General features: G+C 61.4%; 17 protein-coding genes. 10 read left to right on the plus strand and 7 right to left on the minus strand.

Annotation, left to right across the window (positions count from 1 at the left end; all coding sequences use genetic code 11):
- Positions 1 to 172 precede the first annotated feature (172 nt).
- Positions 173 to 958, minus strand: a complete 786-nt coding sequence (locus ABIT12_RS03590) for a creatininase family protein (protein ID WP_348041295.1) — start codon at positions 956 to 958, stop codon at positions 173 to 175.
- A gap of 9 nt (positions 959 to 967) precedes the next feature.
- A complete protein-coding gene (locus tag ABIT12_RS03595) occupies positions 968 to 1,357 on the minus strand; it encodes a RidA family protein (protein WP_348041296.1) in 390 nt (129 codons plus the stop codon).
- Between the two features lie 220 nt (positions 1,358 to 1,577).
- Here ABIT12_RS03595 and ABIT12_RS03600 point away from each other — a divergent pair, with 220 nt between their 5' ends.
- The 6 genes from ABIT12_RS03600 to ABIT12_RS03625 all read left to right on the plus strand — a co-directional run bounded on the left by ABIT12_RS03600 (position 1,578) and on the right by ABIT12_RS03625 (position 7,663).
- Entirely contained in the window at positions 1,578 to 2,582 is a 1,005-nt protein-coding gene (locus ABIT12_RS03600) for an ABC transporter substrate-binding protein (RefSeq protein WP_407065582.1), read from the plus strand.
- 141 nt (positions 2,583 to 2,723) lie between these two features.
- Positions 2,724 to 3,488 (plus strand): ABC transporter ATP-binding protein, encoded by a 765-nt coding sequence (locus ABIT12_RS03605; RefSeq protein WP_348041318.1) that lies wholly within the window; start codon positions 2,724 to 2,726, stop codon positions 3,486 to 3,488.
- 29 nt (positions 3,489 to 3,517) lie between these two features.
- Positions 3,518 to 4,348 (plus strand): ABC transporter permease, encoded by an 831-nt coding sequence (locus ABIT12_RS03610; protein ID WP_348041320.1) that lies wholly within the window; start codon positions 3,518 to 3,520, stop codon positions 4,346 to 4,348.
- 2 nt (positions 4,349 to 4,350) lie between these two features.
- Complete coding sequence (locus tag ABIT12_RS03615) at positions 4,351 to 5,670, plus strand: cytosine deaminase (protein ID WP_348041297.1); 1,320 nt, start codon at positions 4,351 to 4,353, stop codon at positions 5,668 to 5,670.
- A gap of 2 nt (positions 5,671 to 5,672) precedes the next feature.
- Positions 5,673 to 7,067, plus strand: coding sequence for an FAD-binding oxidoreductase (locus tag ABIT12_RS03620; protein ID WP_348041322.1), 1,395 nt, complete (start codon positions 5,673 to 5,675; stop codon positions 7,065 to 7,067).
- Complete coding sequence (locus ABIT12_RS03625) at positions 7,067 to 7,663, plus strand: NAD(P)H-dependent oxidoreductase (RefSeq protein WP_348041298.1); 597 nt, start codon at positions 7,067 to 7,069, stop codon at positions 7,661 to 7,663. Before ABIT12_RS03620 ends, ABIT12_RS03625 begins: the two co-directional genes overlap by 1 nt.
- Positions 7,664 to 7,672: 9 nt before the next feature.
- Here ABIT12_RS03625 and ABIT12_RS03630 read toward each other — a convergent pair whose 3' ends face one another.
- On the minus strand, positions 7,673 to 8,347 hold the full coding sequence (locus tag ABIT12_RS03630; RefSeq protein ID WP_348041299.1) for a TetR/AcrR family transcriptional regulator: 675 nt from the start codon (positions 8,345 to 8,347) through the stop codon (positions 7,673 to 7,675).
- 123 nt (positions 8,348 to 8,470) lie between these two features.
- Here ABIT12_RS03630 and ABIT12_RS03635 point away from each other — a divergent pair, with 123 nt between their 5' ends.
- Together ABIT12_RS03635 and ABIT12_RS03640 are read left to right on the plus strand one after the other, a co-directional pair.
- Positions 8,471 to 9,631 (plus strand): HlyD family secretion protein, encoded by a 1,161-nt coding sequence (locus ABIT12_RS03635; RefSeq protein WP_348041300.1) that lies wholly within the window; start codon positions 8,471 to 8,473, stop codon positions 9,629 to 9,631.
- 20 nt (positions 9,632 to 9,651) lie between these two features.
- Positions 9,652 to 11,232: a DHA2 family efflux MFS transporter permease subunit gene (locus ABIT12_RS03640; RefSeq protein WP_348041302.1), complete on the plus strand. Its 1,581-nt coding sequence runs from the start codon at positions 9,652 to 9,654 to the stop codon at positions 11,230 to 11,232.
- A gap of 98 nt (positions 11,233 to 11,330) precedes the next feature.
- Here the strand turns inward: ABIT12_RS03640 and ABIT12_RS03645 are convergent, their stop codons facing one another.
- A complete protein-coding gene (locus tag ABIT12_RS03645; protein WP_348041304.1) occupies positions 11,331 to 12,095 on the minus strand; it encodes a glucose 1-dehydrogenase in 765 nt (254 codons plus the stop codon).
- A gap of 51 nt (positions 12,096 to 12,146) precedes the next feature.
- Positions 12,147 to 13,229 carry a serine hydrolase domain-containing protein gene (locus ABIT12_RS03650; protein WP_348041306.1) on the minus strand — a complete coding sequence of 361 codons (1,083 nt, stop codon included), beginning with the start codon at positions 13,227 to 13,229 and terminating at the stop codon, positions 12,147 to 12,149.
- 124 nt (positions 13,230 to 13,353) lie between these two features.
- On the opposite strand from ABIT12_RS03650, the gene ABIT12_RS03655 reads away from it, so the two are divergent.
- Positions 13,354 to 15,075, plus strand: coding sequence for a PAS domain S-box protein (locus ABIT12_RS03655; protein ID WP_348041308.1), 1,722 nt, complete (start codon positions 13,354 to 13,356; stop codon positions 15,073 to 15,075).
- Here the strand turns inward: ABIT12_RS03655 and ABIT12_RS03660 are convergent.
- Both ABIT12_RS03660 and ABIT12_RS03665 read right to left on the minus strand, forming a co-directional pair.
- Entirely contained in the window at positions 15,072 to 17,177 is a 2,106-nt protein-coding gene (locus tag ABIT12_RS03660; protein WP_348041310.1) for an adenylate/guanylate cyclase domain-containing protein, read from the minus strand. The two genes, ABIT12_RS03655 and ABIT12_RS03660, sit on opposite strands and share 4 nt — an antisense overlap.
- Positions 17,178 to 17,185: 8 nt before the next feature.
- The gene (locus ABIT12_RS03665; protein ID WP_348041312.1) at positions 17,186 to 18,055 is read right to left on the minus strand and encodes a helix-turn-helix domain-containing protein; all 870 of its coding nucleotides are present in this window, start codon (positions 18,053 to 18,055) and stop codon (positions 17,186 to 17,188) included.
- Positions 18,056 to 18,528: 473 nt separating this feature from the next.
- On the opposite strand from ABIT12_RS03665, the gene ABIT12_RS03670 reads away from it, so the two are divergent.
- A complete protein-coding gene (locus ABIT12_RS03670; RefSeq protein WP_348041314.1) occupies positions 18,529 to 20,538 on the plus strand; it encodes an aldo/keto reductase in 2,010 nt (669 codons plus the stop codon).
- The last annotated feature ends 500 nt before the right edge of the window (positions 20,539 to 21,038 follow it).

Here is a 21,038-nt window from a genome sequence, read left to right on the forward strand (position 1 = left end):
AGAGACAACCTGGCCCGGTTCACCCGCCGATCCAAACGCGCCTCCAAAACACTTCAGATGCTCGACGTGACACTTGCCCTGTTCTTCAACCGAAATCTCAAACTGAGTCCAAAGTGAACAGTCCCCCGTCAAGGGGGAGGTGCCGTCCGGTGGGTTTGGCGCTATCGTCGCCCTATCCCGGCAGCGGCATCCGCTCAATCTCTGCCAGCACTTCGAGCATGCCGGCCACGTTCGCTTCGGCAATAAGCCGGCCTTTTTCGGCAGTGCCCAATGAAGCATCGCCGACAGCGCCGCCCGGATTGATATCGGACGAGACCCACGCATAGACGTGCCCGAAGGCTCCGGTCGGGCGCAGATACTTGAATTCGGCTTCATCGCGCGCCGCAATGGAAACGAAGTTCCCGGCCTTGCTCATATCGACCAGATCTGGCCGGAAATGCAGGATCAGCGAGGTTTCGGCATCGCCACCATGAATGCCGTGGCGGCGCTCCAGGTCAGTCAAAACATCAGGCGGCGTGAACCGCCAGCCGCTCTTGACCGCCAGCATGCCGGCGCGCACCCGCAGTTCGCGCGCAACGATGCCCATGATCTCTTCATTGCCGCCATGGGAGTTGATGAAGATGATCTTCCTCACGCCTGATCGCGCCACCTCGAGGCCGACATGGGTCCATGCATCGATCAGGTTGGTAGCGGTATGGGTGACGGTGCCCTTGGACCAGATATGTTCGTTGGATTTGCCGATAGCCTGCACCGGCAGGATGCGCACGTCCATCGTCTCGGGAATGCGGGCCGCGAGCAGGTCGAGCATCGACTGATTGATGATGGTATCGGTGCCCACCGGCAGGTGCGGGCCATGCTGCTCGATCGCCGCAATCGGCATGATGGCGATGGTCTTGTGCGGATCGACATTATCGAACTCGGACGCCGAAAAGTCAGTCCACCAGATTTTACGAGCCATGCGTACTCCTCAGGCCGGGCCGGCGGCCACGGCCTCTACTTCAACAAAAAACTCAGGTCGTGCGAAGCCGGAGACGATCATCAGCGTCGATGCCGGGTATGGTGCGGCAAATAGCCCGTTCCGCACGGCCATATATTCGGGGAGGTGCTCGCGCCCGGTGACGTAGGCGTTGACGCGCACGATATGTTGCAGCCCCAGGCCGGCTTCGGCCAGGATTGCGGCGATATTGGCAAAGCAGATTTCTGCCTGCCCGCCGCTGGTCGGCGGGATATTTCCAGCCGCATCAATTCCCAACTGTCCAGAAACAAACACCAATTGCTGCCCCGCCGGCACGCTGATGCCGTGGCTATAGGGCGCAAAGGGGGGATGAATCTGGGGTGGAGAAAGTGGTTTTGCCATCGGCGGGAAATCCTTGAGGCACGGATCGTAGCGGCTAGTAAACCGGTTGCAAAGGCCCTTTTCGCTTACTTTGCACACGATAGGGGCAAAATTTGCATTTGCTGCTTTTTTGGCTTCACAAGCGAAACAGAAAGGGCAAAGATTTGGGCACGCCCTCCCGGCGCACAACAATTCACCACCGCCAAGCGTTCCTCCCGCTCGCGGTCCTGGAGAGTCAGAAATGAAGCATGTGAATGCATTGGTCGCTTCGGCGACCCTCGTGGCCGCGAGCCTGTCGGGCATGGCCTATGCCGATGACGCAGTATCGTTCGGCACCAACTGGCTCGCCCAGGCCGAGCATGGCGGCTATTATCAGGCCGTGGCCGACGGCACCTACAAGAAGTACGGCCTCGACGTCACCATTCGCCAGGGCGGCCCACAGGCGCCGAACGGACAATTGCTGATCGCCGGGCAGATCGATTTCTACATGGGCGGCATGGCCACCATCGACGATGTGAAGCAGGGCATCCCCGGCATTACCGTCGCATCGATCTTCCAGAAGGACCCGCAGGTGCTGCTGGCACATCCCGATGCGCCGTTCACCGATATCGCCAGCCTGGCGACGGCCAGCAAGCTGATCATGGGCAAGGACAGCTTCTTTTCCGGCTACTGGCCGTGGATGAAGGCCAGCTTTCCGGGCTTCAAGGACGAAATGTATGAACCCTACACCTTCAATCCGGCGCCGTTCATTGCCGACGACAAGTCGGTTCAGCAGGGCTATCTGACCTCCGAGCCCTACGAAATCGAAAAGCAGACCGGTTGGGCGCCCAAGGTCTTCCTGCTCGCCGATTTCGGCTACGACCCGTATTCGACCACCATCGAAACCCGCCAGGAAATCGTCGACAAGAATCCCGACCTGGTGCAGCGCTTCGTCGATGCCTCGATCATCGGCTGGTACAACTACCTTTACGGTGACAACAAAGCCGCCAACGATCTGATCAAAAAAGACAATCCGGAAATGACCGATGGCCAGATCGCCTTCTCCATCGCCAAGATGAAGGAATATGGCATTCTGGTTTCCGGCGATGCCACCGACAAAGGCATCGGCTGCATGACCGATGCCCGCTGGACGGATTTCTACGGCAAGATGGTCAAGGCCGGCGTCTATGAAGACGGCATCGACATCTCCAAGGCCTATACCACCAAGTTCGTCTGCAAGGGCGTCGGTATGGATCTCGTCAAGTAAGCCGACCCGCCCACACTATCGGCGCGGACAATACCGTCCGCGCCGTTCTGACCCTAAACCGGGTTCAATATATTGACCGATTTATCAACTGCAGAGGCCGTCAAACCGGCCGAAATTGCTCCCGCACGCGCCATCGTTTCGATGCGCCATGTCAGCAAGGTGTTCTCCAACGGCACGCTGGCGCTCAAGGACATGTCGCTGGATGTGCGCGGCGGCGAGTTCATCTCCCTGCTCGGCCCCTCCGGCTGCGGCAAATCCACGGCGCTGCGGATCATTGCTGGCCTCGGCGCGCCAACCTCCGGCAGCATCGACTGGCCGACGTCCAAGATCAACCAGAAGGGCCTGCCCGAAGGCGATATCGGCTTCGTGTTTCAGGACCCGACGCTGATGCCGTGGTCGACTGTGTACGAAAACGTTCGCCTGCCACTCAAGCTCAAGCGCGTGGCCAAGGCCGACTCCCATGACCGGATCATGGACGGTCTCGCCAGCGTCGGTCTCGCAGATTTTGCCAAATCCTATCCGCGTGAACTGTCGGGCGGCATGCGCATGCGCGTGTCGATCGCCCGCGCCATGGTCACCAGACCAAAACTGCTGCTGATGGATGAGCCCTTTGCGGCACTTGATGAAATCACCCGGCAAAAGCTCAATGATGACGTGCTGCGGCTGTGGCGGCAGTTCGGCATGACAGTGATTTTCGTCACCCACTCGGTCTATGAGTCAGCCTATCTTTCCAGCCGCATCGTGGTGATGCGGGCGCGCCCGGGGCAGGTTTACAGCGACCTGCAAATCGATCAGCCGCCGACGCGCGAAGGCGATTACCGCACCTCGGAAGGCTATCGCCAGACCTGCCAGACCGTTTCCGAGGCGCTGCAAAGCGCCATCACTGCTGCGGAGGTGCGCCCGTGACCGATGCTCCCATCACCCTGCCAGCTGAAATGGGCACCGACAGCGCCGTGCCGGTTCTGCAGCCGCGCACCACCGGCAATGAGCGGCTGTTGCAGATATTCGTGCCGATTACCGCGCTGGTGCTGGCGATCATCGCCTGGCACCTGCTGATCACCCTCAATGGCATTCCCAAATACATCCTGCCCGGGCCGGTCGACGTGGCCACAGCGCTGTTCACCGACTCCTCGACGCTGTGGCCCGCGCTGCTGGTGACCGTCCGCATCACGTTCATGGCGCTGGCGATTGCGCTGATCGGGGGCGTTGGGCTTGCCATCATGCTGGTACAGTCACGCCTGCTCGAACTGGCGCTGTATCCCTTCGCGGTGATCCTGCAGGTCACCCCGATGATCGCCATCGCGCCGCTGCTGCTGATCTACGCGCCGAATACCCAGACGGCGTTGCTGATCTGCGCCTTCCTCGTCGCCTTTTTCCCGATCCTGTCGAACATGGCGCAGGGGCTCAAAAGCGTTGATCACAACCTGCTCAACCTGTTCGAACTGCATGGCGCATCAGGCTGGCAGACGCTGATCTTCCTCAAAATTCCGGCCTCCATGCCGTATTTCATGGCTGGGCTGCGGATCGGCGGCGGACTGTCCTTGATCGCCGCGGTGGTGGCAGAATTTGCGGCTGGGTCGGCAGGGCAAGGTTCGGGCCTGGCCTTCAGGTTGCTGGAAAGCCAGTACCGCATGAACCTGCCCCGGATGTTCGTGGCGCTGCTGATGCTGTGCGGCACGGGCATCGCCATTTTCGGGCTGACCTCATTCATCTCGTGGCTGACGCTGCATCGCTGGCACGAAAGTGCCATCAAGCGGGAGAACTAGACGTGGCGACTTCTTCCTTCTCCGCCGCCGGCACGTTCGTGCTCAAAAATGCCCGAGTTCCGGTCTCGGCCCTGGGCCAGATCGGCGGCGCCGTGGTTCAGCGCGATATCGCCGTGGTCGATGGCATCGTCACCGCCATCGAACCCAGCATCGATATCACCATGGGCGGCACCGCCTATGATTGCGGCGATGGGCTCGTGCTGCCCGCCTTTGTCGATATTCACACCCATCTCGACAAGGGCCACATCTGGCCACGCAAGGAAAATCCGGACGGCACCTGGCTGGGCGCCCTGCTCGCCGTGCAGGATGATCGTACCAGCATGTGGGCCGCCGAGGACGTGGAGCGCCGTTTCGATTTTGCGCTGCGCTGCGCCTATGCCCACGGCACCGCCGCCATCCGCACCCACCTCGATTCAGCCCCGCCACAGCATGAAATCAGCTGGACGCTGTTTGAAAAGATGCGCGACAAATGGGCGGGCCGCATCGAGTTGCAGGCCGTCTCGATCGTCGGCCCGGATACGCTGGTCAACCCAGCCGAACTCGATGCCGTCGCCCAGCAGGTCAAGGCATCGGGCGGCATTCTTGGCGGTTCGGTTGGGGTGTTTGATCGATCCAAGGAGGCCATGCTGCGCGTGGTCGAAAAGGCCGGTGAGCTTGGCCTCGATCTTGATCTGCACACCGACGAAACCGGCGACCCCGCCGCCCACGCTTTGCTTCACCTGGCCGAAGCGGTGATCGAGACCGGTTTCACCGACAAGGTGATGGCGGGCCATTGCTGCGTGCTGACCGTGCAGGATGAGGCCACAGTCAAAACCACCATCGACACCGTGGTCAAAGCCGGCATCGCCATCGTGTCGCTGCCGATGTGCAACATGTATCTTCAAGACCGCGACAATGTCGGTCGCGTGCGCACGCCGATCCGGCGCGGTGTCACCCTGCTCAACGAGTTCAAGGCCGCTGGTGCCACTGTCACCATTGCATCGGACAACACCCGCGATCCGTTCTATGCCTATGGCGATCTGGACGGCATGGAAGTGTTCCGCGAGGGCGCCCGTATCCTGCATTTCGATCATCCGCAGGCCGAGGCGTGGGATTGGCTGCGCGCCATCACCGCAACGCCCGCCGCCCACGGCAAGTTTGCCTACAAGGGCACGATCAGCGTCGGAGCGCCGGCCGACTTTGTCATCACTGGCGCCCGCGCCTGGTCCGAACTGCTGAGCCGCCCGCAGACCGACCGCGTCGTCATCCGCGCCGGGATGCCGATCGACACCACCCTGCCCGATTACCGTGAACTGGACGACTTGATGGGATCGACACCATGAGCATCGCTGATTTCCGCGCCGAACTTGGCGACATTCCCGTCGAAGACCATCCCCGCATCGTGCAACAGCGCAGCCGCGATCATTACTGGTATTCGCCGGTGCTCAAGGCCAAGCTCGATCACGTCACCGCTGAAATCGTGGTGTCACCGCGCAACAATGAGGAAGTCAAAACCATCCTCGCCGCCGCCTACAAGCATGGCATCGCCATCACGCCGCGCGGTGCCGGCACCGGCAATTACGGACAGGCCATGCCGCTATCGGGTGGCGCGATGCTCAACCTGATGCTGATGGATCAGGTGCTGGAGATCAAACCGGACCGCGTCCGCGCCCAGGCCGGGGCTATCCTTGAACAGATCGATCACCAGACCAGGGCTGCCGTCGGCGGCGAGCTGCGGTTTCACCCTTCGACCTATCGCATGGCCAGCCTTGGCGGCTTTATCGCCGGTGGCTCGGGTGGCGTCGGCTCGGTCCGTTGGGGCGGGTTGCGCAATCTGGGCAGTATTCTGGGCCTCAAGGTCATCACCTGCGAGGCAGTGCCGCGCGAGCTGGACCTGACCGGCGAGGATATCCTCAAGGTCGCCCATGCCTATGGCACCAACGGGATTATCGTTGAAGCGGAAATGCCACTGACCACCTCCTATGACTGGGTCGACATGATTGTCGGCTTTGATGATTTCATGGAGGCCTGCCGCTTTGGCCAGGCTGTGGCCCTGCAGGATGGCCTGCTGGTCAAGGAAGTATCGCCCTGCGCGGCGCCGATCCCGGAGGCCTATTTCAATCGGCACAAATCCTACATCAAGCCCGGCCAATCGGTGGTGTTGCTGATGGTGGCACCGGTGGCGGTCGATGCCATGGAGCTGTTCGTCAGCCACCAAAAGGGCGAGATGCTTTACCGCTCCGACAGGGCCAGCGAGGAAGAACTCAAGCGCCTGCCGCCGGTGTACGAGCTGGCCTGGAACCACACCACATTGCGCGCGCTCAAGGTCGATCCCGACATCACCTATCTGCAGACGCGCTACCCGAGCGTGGCGCACGTCGAAAAGATCGTCGGCCTGCTCGGTGACGAGTTGCCGATGCATATCGAGATCACCCGGCAGGACGGCATTGTCACCTTCGCTGGACTGCCTCTGGTGCGCTACACCACCGAAGCGCGGCTGGAAGAAATCATCGCCATCCACGAAGCCAATGGCTGCGACGTGTTCAATCCGCATCGCTATACGCTCGAAGAAGGCGGCATGAAGCGGACTGATCGCAAGCAGCTTGCGTTCAAGCAGGAGGCCGATCCCAAGGGCATGCTCAATCCGGGCAAGATGATCGCCTGGAACGATCCGGACTTCGATTTCAACGCCGGTCGTGCCTGGTTGTTCGATGGCCTCAACCCGGTTGGTGCGACCTGATGCGGGTTCACGTCGTTCACGCCCACCCGGTGGAAAGCAGCTACAACCGCACCCTGTTCAACGCCGTGGTCGAAACCCTCAAGGCGAAAGGCCATGAGGTCGATGCGCTCAGTCTCTACGATGAGGACTTCGACGCCAAAATGAGCCGTGACGAGCGGCTGAACTATCACGACATCCCGGGCAACCTGACGCCGCTGGTCAAACCCTATGTCGATCGGTTGCTGGCCGCCGATGCGCTGATCTTCGTGCATCCGGTGTGGAATTACGGCTATCCGGCTATTCTAAAAGGGTATTTCGATCGTATCTTTTTGCCCGGCGTGTCGTTCACGCTTGACAGTGGCGGCGATCGGGGCCGGCTCCGGCCCAATCTGAAAAACATTCAGAAAGTGATGTTCGTCACCACCTATGGCGGCGACCGCATCCGCACCATGATCATGGGCGACCCGCCCCGCCGCCTCGCGCGCCGCTGGGCCTGGGCGACCTTCAGCACCAGGACGCCGCCGAAATATCTGGCGCTCTACGACATGAACAACAATTCGCCGGAACGGCTGGGTGGGTTTATCGACAGGGTAAAAGCCGAAGTCGGCAAGTTCTAGTTTCGGCCCTCAGGCCCCGTAGAACTTCAAAAACATCGCCACGCCGATCGCTACCGTGCGCTCGATGTCGGCGCGCGGGGCTTCCTTGGGCATATTGCCGAACAGGCGGCGCTTGAACGTGTTGGCCATCGACAGCTCGATGAATTGCCGCGCCGCCAATTCGGTGTCGTCGATCTGCAACGCGCCGCTGGCGACCTTTTCCACGAGATAGCGTTGTAGAATCGCAATCGCGGAAAATGGATCTGGTCCCATAAAGCGCAGCGCGATTTGCGGCATGCGCTCATAGACCCCGAGCACCATGCGCTGCGCCTTCATTACCTTGTCCGAGGTCAGGTGGGTGGTGATCGAAACGCCAAAGCGCTGGAGCGAGTCGGCAACGGAGGTGCCCTCCTCCAATTCATGATGGGCATTGTCGAGCAGAATACCGCGCTCGCGATCCACCAGCGCTGTAAACAACTCTTCCTTGTTCTCGAAATAGACATAGATAGTGCCCTTGGAAACCCCGGCTTCCTTGGTGATTTCGTTCATGCTGGCCGCTTCAAAACCCAGCGTCATGAAGCAACGCTTGGCGCCATCGAGGATCTGGTCGCGCTTGACCGGGTCCTGCCCGGCGGGCGTACGACCCTTGCTGGAACCCGTTTCATTTTCATCGATTTCGTCGGGCTTGTGGGGCGCGTTCATCATGCATTATCCGCATAGTTCGTGTTCGAACCGATCAGTTCGATTTCTCTTGATATGCTATCGCGACCGGCATATGTCAATCGAACCGAACAGTTCGGTTTAATCAATCCAGCAGTTGGTGCCGCCATGGCCAATGATACAGACAAAGTCCGCCAGTTTCCAAATCCCGGCAAGGCCGAAGCGCCGGTAACCGAGGCAGCGCCCGAAGTGGCAGCGCCGGTTGCCATTGCGCCCAAGGCCAAGGGCGGCAGTCGCCGCAGGGTCGTTGTGCCAATCATCGCGCTCGCCGTGCTCGGTGGGGGTGGCTGGTTCGGCTACAATTACTATACGGTTGGCCGCTTCATGGTCTCCACCGACGATGCCTATATCGGCGGCGATATCACCACGATTTCCCCCAAGGTTTCCGGTTATGTGACCAAGGTGAACGTGGTCGCCAATCAGGCCGTCAAGGCTGGCGATCCGCTGGTGACGCTCGACAACGGCGACTACACCATTGCCCAGGAGCAGGCTCAGGCCTCCATCGATAACCAGAACCTGACTTTACTGCGTATCGACGCGCAGATCACGGGCGCCCACGCAGCTGTTGCCCAGGCCAAGGCCCAGAAGACCGCTCTGGAAGCCGCCCAGCGCAATGCCAAGCTTGGCTTTGACCGTTCGACCCAGCTGGCCGCCAAGGCCGTGGCCTCGCAGTCCGATCTCGACAAGGCCACTGCTGGTCTCGACCAGGCCAATGCAAATCTGGTTGCCGCCGACGCCCAGATCGCCGCCGCCGAAGCCAATATCGGCGTGTTGCAGGCACAGCGCGCCGAGGCTGCGGGGACCATCAAGTCGCAGCAGTTGATCCTGCAGAAGGCCCAGCGCGACATGAGCTTCACCGTGCTCAAGGCGCCCTATGACGGCATTGTTGGCAATATGGCGGTGCAGGAAGGCGATCTCGTCGCTGTTGGAGCGCGTCTGGCTGCCATCGTTCCGGTCAGTGCGCTGTATGTGGAAGCCAATTTCAAGGAAACCCAGCTGACCAAGCTGGTGCCTGGCGAAAAAGTTGAAATCCACGTCGATGCCCTCGAAGGCGAAACCATCATCGGCACCGTCGACTCGCTGTCGCCGGCTTCGGGCTCGGTGTTCTCCCTGCTGCCTGCGGAAAACGCCACCGGCAACTTCACCAAGGTGGTACAGCGCGTTCCGGTCAAGATCACCCTGCCTGCCGAGGCTCTGGCCAGCGGCAAGCTGCGCGCCGGCCTCAGCGTCGTGGTTGACGCCGATACCCGCACCATCCCGACCAATTAAGCGGCTCGGGGGATCGTTCGATGGCCCAGACAATGGTTGCCGGCGCCCGGGCGCCGGTCGAAGACGCCCTTCCCGCACGCCGGATCTTTGCCTTCGTGGCGATGGTGTTCGGCATGTTCATGGCGATCCTGGACATCCAGGTGGTTTCGGCATCTCTGGCCGAAATCCAGGCTGGCCTCAGCGCCGGCTCGGATGAAATCGCCTGGGTGCAGACGGCCTATCTGATCGCCGAAGTGATCATGATCCCGCTGTCGGGAACGCTCGCCCGCATCATGTCGACCCGCGTGCTGTTCACCATTTCCGCCGCCGGCTTCACCATCGCCAGCGCGCTGTGCGCCACCGCGACCAATATCGATCAGATGATCGTCTATCGCGCGCTGCAGGGCTTTATCGGCGGCGGCATGATCCCGTCGGTGTTCGCCGCGGCCTTTACGGTGTTCCCGCCCTCCAAGCGCAATATCGTCTCGCCGATCATCGGTCTCGTTGCCACCCTGGCGCCCACCATCGGGCCGACCGTTGGCGGCTATCTGACCAGCGCGCTTTCCTGGCACTGGCTGTTCCTGATCAACGTCGTCCCCGGCATTCTGGTGTCGATCGCCGCCTGGACGCTGATCGATTTCGACAAGCCGGAAAAGGGCCTGATGGCCAAGTTCGACTGGTGGGGCCTGCTCGCCATGGGCACCATGCTGGGGTGCCTCGAATATGTGCTGGAAGAAGGCTCGGCCCATGACTGGCTGAACGACCAGACCATTCTGGTGGTGTTCATTGCCATGCTGATCGGCGGGGTGGTGTTCTTCTGGCGCGCTTTCAAGGTCGAATTCCCGATTGTCGATCTCAAGGCCTTCGGCAACGTCAACTTTGCCTTTGGCTCGGTGTTCTCGTTCGTGCTGGGTATCGGGCTTTATGGGCTGACCTATCTGTATCCGCTCTATCTCGGGCGCATCCGCCACTACGATTCCATGATGATCGGGGAAACGCTGTTCATCTCGGGCCTCTGCATGTTCCTGACGGCGCCGATTGCCGGCATCCTGTCGAACAAGATCGATCTGCGCTTAATGATGATGATCGGCTTCCTCGGCTTCGCCGCGGGCACCTTCAGCATGAGCCAGCTCACGTCCGACTGGAGCTTTCAGGAACTGCTGATCCCGCAGATCTTCCGCGGTGTCTCGATGATGCTGTGCATGGTGCCGATCAACAATCTGGCGCTGGGTACCCTGCACCCGAGCCGCATCAAGGGCGGATCTGGCCTGTTCAACCTCACCCGCAATCTGGGTGGCGCCGTCGGTCTGGCGATCATCAACACCATCCTGACCAACCGCACCGCCAATCACTACGAACGGCTGGCTGAAAACGTCACCTGGTCTAATCCCCAGGCGGTGCAGCAGCTCAACCAGATGACCTTCAACAACACCATGAACGGGCTCGACGGCCTGGCAGCGGCGACCCGCCAGTTGTCCAACATGGTCCGCCAACAGGCATTGATCCTGTCGTTCATCGACGTCCTGCTGATCCTGACGGTGCTGTTTGCCGGTCTGGCTGCCTTCACATTGCTGATGAAGAAGCCGGGCAAGCCACCCGCTGGTGCTGGTGGTGGCCACTAATACCTTTCCCTGCCCCCTCCTGGGGAAAGGTTGGCGCTCTGCGCCGGATGGGGGTCTTTCCAAAGTCGTAGTCTGGAAAGACCCCGCGTCCATCTCGCCTATCGCAAGGTATAGCCACCATCAATCACCAGCACTTCGCCGGTGACGTAGCTGGACGCATCCGAACACAGATAGACCGCCGCCGCGCCAATGTCGTCGGCGCTGCCGACCTTGCGCATCGGCGTCATGTCGGTCCACACCCCGGCGGTCACCGGATCGTCGAACCCATCGGCCGTCATGTCGGTCATGATGTAGCCCGGCGCGATGGCGTTGACGCGGATGTTCTCGATCGCATAATCGCTGGCCAGACTCTTGGTCAGCATATGGATCGCTGCCTTGCTGGCATTATAGGCCGCCTGCCGCTGCGGAATATTGGACACATAGCCCGAGATCGAACCGATATTGAGGATCACACCACTCTGTTGTTCACGCATCGGCGTCAGCGCCGCCTGGCAGGCGAAGAACACCGAATCCAGATTGGTGGTCATCAGCCGCCGGTACTTTTCCAGCGGAAAGGTCTCGGTGTCGCCGTGCTCGGCAATGCCGGCATTGTTGACCAGAATATCCAGCCGCCCCGTCAGCGCCGTCGCCTGTTCCACCAGGCGCCGTGGGCCTTCCGGATCGAGCATGTCGGTAGCAATGTAATCGACCTGAAAGCCAGCGCCCTTCAGCGCCTCGATGGCGTCGGACCTTGGCGTGCGTGATGACACGACCAGCCGCGCTCCCGCCTCCCCCAATGAGCGGGCAATGCCGAAGCCGATGCCACGCGTACCGCCGGTGACCAGCGCAACTTTGCCATCAAGCCGAAACCGTTCCATCGTCATTGAATTTCCCCTCTTTTGTCTTGGCCTGGCGCACTGATGCCGGTGACCACGTCACTCGTCGATTGCCGCTTCGATTTCTGCCGCCAGGTCGGCGGCGGCCATGTCCTCGCCATTGGCCAGCACGATCACTGTCAGCCCGGAATCCAGATTGCGCTGATAGGCCGTCGACGTGCCCATCCAGCTACCGGTGTGCTGGGCGTAATCGGCGCCGGCGGCATGCTCCAGTTCCCAGCCGAAGCCATAGCCGGTGCCAGATTCCGGGTCCTTGAGCGGCATGCCGTTATCGAGCTTGCCATTGACAAACAGCGCTGCGGTGGCCTTGGCGCTCAACAATTCATTGGTCGCCAGTGCGTGCTCGTATTTGGCCATATCGGTCAGATTGGTGAGCACATTGCCGTCGCCCTCGGTCACGGTCGGGTAGGAACTCGGCTCGAAATCGCCGCTCGTGCCAGCATAGCCCGTGGCTACCACCACGCCTTTGGCCGGCGTCACCAATCCGGTTTCGCTCATATCGAGAGGTTCCCAGATGCGGTTTTCCAGCACTTGTTTCAGCGTCGCAGCATGATCAGCAGCGGCGACGACACTGGCCAGCACGATGTAGCCGGAGTTGGAATAGCCGAACCCGCTGCCCGGCGTGCGTTCCAGCCGCTGCTGCACCAACCAGTCGATCACCTCGGCATTGGTGGTGTCACTCTGGTAATTGAGCCCGCCGTCCAGATAATCGGCCAGCCCACTGACATGATGCAGCAAATCGTCAACCTTGAGCGGACGCCCGCCAGTCTCCTGCTGCTTGAACACGGGCAGCACGTCGGCAATTTTGGTGTCGCGCTTCAGCGCGCCTTCCTGGATTTCCAGCATCGCGGCCTGTGCCGTCATCTGCTTGGAGACGGAGGCCAGGTCGAACACCGTATGGGGATCAACCGGTGTCTTGCGGCGGAGATCGGCATAGCCGCAGCCTTGCATCAGCAGCACCTTGCCGTGGCGCATGACTAATACCGCCACGCCGGGGCTATCGTGCCCGACATAGGTTTTGACCACCTCGTCGACCGCAGGCATGACCGATTGCGCGCTCGCCGGCATCAGGCTTGCCATTGCCGCAAGCAGCGCCAAGGCGATCATGGAGCCAAATTTCATCGACATTCCGTTGCCATTGTCCAGTCCAACGGGGGCGCGGACTTTGCCAATATAGTTGTTCACATTTGACAACGCGCCAATTCCAATAAGCCAGTTATTAACGGCCATGGCGCAGAGTGGCCGCATGAATTCGCCCGGCAACAAAATATTGGCACAGGCAACCAGCTTGTTCGAGAAGAACGGCTCGCTGCTGCGTGCTATTGTCGATGATGCTGCGATCGGCATGATGGTTGCCGACCTTGGCGGGCTGATCCACTATTCCAACAACGCTTTCAATGAGATGCTGGGGCACGACGGCAAAACTGATGCCGTGGTTTCGCTCTGGGATTTAATCCACCCCGATGACGACGCCGCAGCTCGCCAGCAGCTTGAGCGGTTGTCGCGCGGCGAGGTTGAACGCTATCGCGGCGAGCACCGATTTCGCCACAATGACGGTTCTCCACTGTGGGTAATGCTGGCGGCATCCCTTGTCCGTTCGGGCAGGTCGAAGACGCCGCAATATCTTGTCGTGCAGTTGACCGGTATCGAACGCCAGCGACACGCCGAGGAAGCCCTGCTCAACAGCGAGAACCGCTGGAATTTTGCGCTTGAGGGTGCCCGGCAGGGTGTCTGGGATCATGATCGCCGCACCAATGTCACGTTCTATTCCAATATGTGGCGCATCATGCGGGGCATTCCGTTCGATGAAGTGCTCATCGATAGCCGCGATCTCTGGCTGCAACGGGTCCATCCTGATGACCGTGAATGGGTGATGACCCATGCCGACCGACAGGGGCAGGGCGAAGACGGCTACGACATTCTGGAGTATCGGGAACGCCACCGCGACGGCCATTACGTCAACATCCTGAGCCGTGGCAGGCCGGTCGAGTGGGACGAGGACGGCAATGCCCTGCGCACCATTGGCACCGACACCGACATCACCCATCTCAAGCAGATCGAGCAGGAACTCGCCGCGGAAAAGCAGCGGCTTCGGATCACGCTTGATTCCATCGTCGATGGAACGATTTCCACCAATGCGGCCGGCAAGATCGTGTTCATCAACCCAGCCGCCGAAATGCTGACCGGCTGGTCATCGGAACAGGCGATCGGTCGCCGCGTGGAAGAGGTCTTTATCATCCGTGCGGAATCCAGCCGCCCGGCGCCCGATCTGGTTCAGGATTGCCTCGACAGGGGCCTGCCGATCGAAATCGAGAATGACATGATCCTGGTTGGCAAAAACGGGCTGGAGCGCGACATCCGCTGCTCGGCGGCGCCAGTCCGCCTGCCCAGTGGTTGGGTCACCGGCGCCGTGGTGGTGTTCCAGGACATCACCCAAAGCCGGGCACTGCAACGGCAATTGGCGCACTCCGCCGCCCATGACGATCTGACCGGGCTGCCCAACCGGGCATCGTTCGAACGCCAGCTCAGCACCGCCCAGGCCTCGGCCCGCGACGGCAATCGCGAACACACCCTGCTCTATCTTGATCTGGATCGCTTCAAACCGGTCAACGACAATGCTGGCCACGCCGCAGGCGATGCCCTGCTCAAACAGGTGGCGCTGACCATTCGTGGCTGCTGCCGCGCGCACGACGTGGCGGCGCGCATCGGCGGCGACGAATTTGCGGTATTGCTGCAGGACTGTCCGGCCAGCCATGGCAAAATCGTTGCCGACAAGATCGTCCGCGCCGTTGCCGCCCTGGCCTTCACCTGGGCCAGCAAGACATACCGCATCGGCATCAGTATCGGCATGACCAGCATCGCCGCGACGCCCGCATCTTCGCTCGGCCTGATGGGCGAAGCGGACGCTGCCTGCTATGCGGCCAAAGGCCATGGACGGGGCCAGGCGGTCGAATTTTCCAAGCTTTAGGCGCGGAACGTGTCCAAAAAATCATCCCGCCGCTGCGGCAGCACGGCATAGAAATTTCGTAACAACGGGTCGATCCGCTCCGCAAGTTCTGCACAGGACCGCGCAAGCCCCTCGGCATCGTCCCCGCGACGCAATCCATCCAGGGTCGCCTCATGCTGTGTCTTCAGCGCCAGAAATTGCGCGCTTTGCGCCAGGTCCGCATCGCCGAGCAGGATAAAGATCGGTTCGCGCGCCGAGATGCCCTTTAGCGCCAGTGCCCCCGCGTCGAGCGTGGCAAATTCGGACACTGCGTCGCGCGTTTCCGCCGTAATTACAATATCGTAGGCCACCGTCTTGCAGCCGCCCTCGATACGGCTGGCAATGTTCACCGTCTCGCCAATACAGGAATAATCGAACCGCGATTCCAGCCCCATATTGCCCACCAGTGCCGGGCCGGTGGCGATGCCGATGCCGATGGCAACGGCCTCGCCGCCAAGCGCGTCAGGGTGGCTTTGGTTGAGTGCCCGCAAAGCCGCCCGCATCCCCAGCGCCGCCTGGCAGGCCCGCAGCGGGTGCTGTGCCACGTCCACCGGCGCATTCCAGAACGCCATGATGGCATCGCCCATGAACTTGTCGATGGTGCCAAACTGGCCGGTAATCTGGCCGCCCAGCGCGCCGAACACGGTATTGAGCAGGCCCACCAGCCGCGCTGGTTCGAGCCGCTCGCTGATCGAGGAGAAATTGCGCACATCGGAAAACATCACCGTCAGGTCGCGCAGCTCGCCGCCCAGCTTCAACTCGCCAGCGCTGTTCTCGATCTGGGTCAGCAGCGCTGGCGCCACATAATAGCCAAAGGCGCTGCGAATCCGCCGCTTGTCGGCATCGGTCACCGCAAACTGGAAGAATGCCATGGCCGCGTAGACAACCAATGCGCCGAGCAGCGGAAAGCTGGGGTCGATCAACAAGCCGTAACTGGCAAAGGCAAACCACGACGCCGCGGTCGCCACCAACACGATCATCCCGGAAAACAGCAGGCCGATAATCGGCCCGGTCAACAGGATGACGATGACGATGGCCAGCGCCGCAATGGCGAACAGCACGACTTCGAGGCCACCAACCCAATCGGCGCGGCTGAGATAGACCCCGCTCAGCATCTGCTCCAGTGCCTGCACATGCACCGAAACGCCCGACACCGCGCCACCCAGCGCTCCGCTGCGCACGTCCTGCAGCCCAGTCGCCGAAGCCCCGATCAGCACGATGTGTCCGGCAATCCGGTCGGCGAGTGCATGGTAGTTATCCGCCAGCATATCCTTGGCCGGGATCGACATCCCGGGCTGCAATAGCCGGTAATACAGCCAGATATCGGCACTCGGCCCGGTCGGCACTTCGATATCGCCGATCCTGAGCGCATCGACTGTGCCCAAGCCATCGGTGTCGCCGAGCACCACCAGTGTCGAAACCCCCAGCGCGATGCGCAGGGCCTCTACCGATAGCGCTGGAAACTCCGTCGTCCCGTTCGACCACAGCAGCGGCAATCGCCGCACCACGCCGCCGCCGGTGCCTTTTTCCAGGCTGACGACACCCAGCCCGCTCGCGGCCGCCCCGAGCTGTGGCAGTGGCAGCGCCGCCCCGGTCAGCACTGGCAGAGCCGCCAGCGGATCAGCGCCACTGATCGCAAACCCGGCCTTGGCGACCCCAGGCAGTTTGGCGCTGGCTGCATTCTCGCTCAGCCCGAGAATCGTCGGCCCCTGTGCCAGTGCTGCGGCAAAGTCAGCGTCGTAGTCCGCGCTGCCACCATCGGCCGAAGGCGAGGCGCGGTCGGGTTCGGCAAAGATCACGTCGAACGCCACCGCCGCCGCGCCCAGTTCGGTCAGCCGTCGCGCCAGCGTCGCCATGGTATTGCGCGGCCATGGCCATTGCCCGATCTGCGCCAGCGAGGCCTCGTCGATATCGATGATGCGGATCGGCAATTGCGGATCGGCACGCGGCTTGAGCTGCTGGTAAAAATCAAAGGTGGTTTCGCGCGCCACCCGGAGCGGAAACGGATCGCTGCCGCGCAGCAGCGCCAGCAGCGCCACCAGCACCACGCCGAACGCCAGGGCGATGATGCGCCGCTTGACCATCAGGGCGGTCAGCCGAGCTCTTCGGCCTGTTCCGGTCGGCGCAGGCTGGCTGCACTCGGCCGGAAGCGCGAATCACGGCGGAAATCGCTGGGCGACATGCCGGCAATCTTGCGGAATGCCTTGTTGAAGGCGCTGAGCGAGCCGAAGCCGCTTTCCATCGCCACCTGCAGCACGTTGACATCATCCTGCATCAGCAGCGCCTGCGCATAGCTGAGCCGCAGCAGGTTGACGTACTCATTGAGCGTCATCCCCGTGGATTTCTTGAACACGCTCATCGCATATTTGGGATGGATATCGACCGAGGAGGCAATGTCGATGCTGTCGATGTCGTGCCGAAAATTGGTGGCGATATAGTCGCAGATATTGGAGATATTGCTGAATGACTGGTTGTCCACATGGTCCACCGCACCGGCCGTCATGCCGCCCGGCTCGATCAGGTAGAACGGCTCGAACTGCACCCGTTCGATGCGCAGCAGCAGCTCATCAATGGCGTGATCTGCCTTGGCCGGACCGCCATTGCGCATATAGTCGGACCAGCGATTGAAGTTGTCGTCGTCCGACCCATCCGGCGCGGTGGTGACCAGCGTCGCGCCATGGATCAGCTTGCCGGTCACTTCCGGTGGCAGGCGCAGCCGGAAGAAGTGAATCAGCGGAATGTGCATGGCCACGTAGAAGGCGTCGTCGGAGGTATCGACGCTCTGGTGCGGCAGGCCGCCCCAGAAAATGCACAGCTCCCCCGCCTTCAGGCGCACCGAATGCCCATGCATCCGGTAGTCCATGGTACCGCGGAACAGATAGTTGATTTCAACCTGCGCGTGCCAGTGCGGCGTCAGCATGATGCCGGGCTGCTGGTGGCTGACGCGCAGCTGGTTGGGCACGCGTTCAACCGAGCTGCTACTGGCGTCCCAAAAGCGTTTCTTGGAGTTCTTACTTTCCAGCAACTTGGTGTTCCGATTTGGAGAGACGCCGCCAACGGCTGCGCTAATCTAGAAAGCGCTCATCATAAGAGCAAACGAAAAGGTTCGCGCTGAGGCCAAAGGGTCGGGTGACGCGGACGCAATCGGGCGGCTTTGGCCCGCACTAAAAGCGCCTCGAAACCTGGCACTTGCGTGCTCGGCTTGGCAGGCCCATCAGCATGACGAGCCGGATGGAAGCGTGGAGGCGATTCCGGATCGAGTTTGGCTAGCGGCCGGGAGGATTGCGACAGTTCATCGTGCGGCGCGCGCAATCGCGTCATCACCCGGCTCATTCTGCCGTGCGGGCGCCATCTGGCTTGCCTGCCCGTATTCAACTCCACCGGTTCAAACCGCGGTACTTGCGCGAACCGACAGCCACAAGAGGGAAATATCTCATGTCTGCATCGACCATCCGCTGGGGCATTCTGGGCCCAGGCAGCATTGCCAAGGCGTTCCGTGACGGCGTCGCCGGGTCCACCAATGGCAAGCTGGTTGCCATCGCGACGCGCGATCCCAGCAAGCCGGGCCTCGCCACCGAATTTCCCGGCGCACGTATCCATAATGGCTATGATGCGCTGCTGGCCGACAAGGAAGTCGACGCGATCTATATCGCCACGCCCCACCCGTTCCACGCCGAATGGGCGATCAAGGCGGCCGAAGCGGGCAAGCATGTGCTGGTGGAAAAGCCGTTTGCGCTGACCGCTTTTGAAATCGACGCGGTAATGAATGCCCACCGCAAGGCCGGCACCTTTGCGGGCGAAGCCTTCATGTATCGCCTGCATCCGCAGACCAGGAAGATCGGCGAACTGATTGCCTCCGGCGTCATCGGCGATGTGCGGATGATCCAGTCGAGCTTCGGCTTCAACATGGGCAAGTTCCAGCCGCAGCACCGCCTGTTCGCCAATGATCTGGCCGGCGGCGGCATTCTCGATGTCGGCGGCTATCCGGTGTCGATGTCGCGCTATATCGCCGGCGTTGCCGCGGGCAAGCCATTCCTTGATCCGATCAAGGTATCGGGCACCGCCAAGCTCAATGCCGAAGGCAGCGACGATTGGGCCGCAGCCACCCTGACCTTTGAGAATGGCATCGTGGCGCAGGTCTCGTGCGCCGTGTTCGTCAACCTCGACAACGTGCTGCGCATCCACGGTTCGCTGGGCCGCATCGAAGTGCCGGACTTCTGGTTTGCCGGCGGTAACCGGGACCAGGGCCTGGGCAAGATCGAGGTCATCAAGAACGATGGCTCGCGCGAAACCATCAGCGTCAACGAAACCCGCCACGTCTATTCGTTCGAAGCGGAAGCTGCGGGCGACGCGATTCTGGCCGGCAAGCAGGAACTGGCGGCTCCGGGCATGACCTGGGCCGATAGCCTGGGCAATGCCCGCGTGCTCGACAAGTGGCGCGCCGATGCCGGCATCGAGTTCAATATCGAAAAGTCGACCCGCCGCGTCAACACGCTTTCGGGCCGCAAGCTCGGGCCAAGCGGCACCAGCATTCCGAAGCGCTCGATCCCCGGCCTCAAGCAGCAGGCGTCCGTTGCCGCGCTGGGTTTTGAAGATTTCCGCACCTTCTCCAGCGGCGCCATTCTGCTCGATGCGTTCTTCGAGGCCGGCGGCAATCTGTTCGATACCGCCTATGTCTATGGTTCGGGTTACACCGAAAAGCTGTTCGGCCAATGGCACACCAGCCGTGGCACGCGTGAACAGTCGGTGCTGATCGGCAAGGGTGCGCACTCGCCGCTGTGCTACCCGGACGTGATCGGCAAGCAGCTCACCCAGTCGCTGGATCGTCTGCAGACCGACTATGTCGATCTGTACTTCATGCATCGCGACAATCTCAACGTTCCGGTCGGTGAATTCGTCGATGCCATGGACGATGAGGTCAAGAAGGGTCGCATTCGCGGCATCTTCGGCGGCTCCAACTGGACCCAGGCCCGCATGGACGAAGCCATCGCCTATGCCAAAAAAACCGGCAAGCAGGCGCCGGGCGCCCTCTCCAACAACTTCGCCCTCGCCGAAATGCAGGACGTGATCTGGGACGGCTGCATTTCCTCATCGGACGACGACTGGAAAAAATGGCTCAACGATCGCCAGATTCCCAACTTTGCCTGGTCCAGCCAGGGCCGTGGCTTCTTCACCGACCGTGCCGGTCGGGACAAGAAGGACAATGAGGAACTGGTGCGCGTCTGGTACTCGGAAGGCAACTTCCAGCGTCGCGACCGGGCTATCGAGCTGGGCAAGAAGCTCGGCAAGAGCCCGATCCACGTCGCCCTCGCCTATGTGCTGGCGCAGCCGTTCCCGGTGATCCCGCTGATTGGGCCACGCACCCTGCAGGAACTGGACGACAGCATCAAAGCCTTCGACATCAAGCTGTCGCCGGCTGACGTGAAGTGGCTCGAAAACGGCTGATCTGGCCGGCTGAATGAACAGGGGCCCTCGGCATTGCCGGGGGCCTTTTGTTTGGGTGAGCATCGGGCCCATACTCGATCATCGCTGCGCTACGCCGCGGCTGGCTCAAACCACGATGTCATCCGGGCGCACGCCGGAATCCAGACGGCGCCTTTATATCAGTCGTCACCCCTCGCCCCTTGCGGGAGAGGGAAAGGATTTCTGCGTCCAGCAGAAAGACGAGGGTGAGGGGTGCTGCGCCATCCCATGCTGAAAGCCCGGGATACCCCTCATCCACCCTTCGGGCACCTTCTCCCACAAGGGGAGAAGGGAACGCGGTGAAAGTGGAAAGGGGTGCAGCCAATCCCCCTTATCCCCATCCCCACGAACCGATGCATACTCCACCCATCCCCGTGCATTACTGCGCGGTCGCGACGAACGGTCGGCGCGGGGACGCCGGATGGAGGGAGGGTCGCTTCCCTTCCGCTGGTGCGATTGAACTGGGTCCGGCCAACTCTCCG

This window comes from Devosia sp. (assembly GCF_039927955.1).
Classification (GTDB): domain Bacteria; phylum Pseudomonadota; class Alphaproteobacteria; order Rhizobiales; family Devosiaceae; genus Devosia.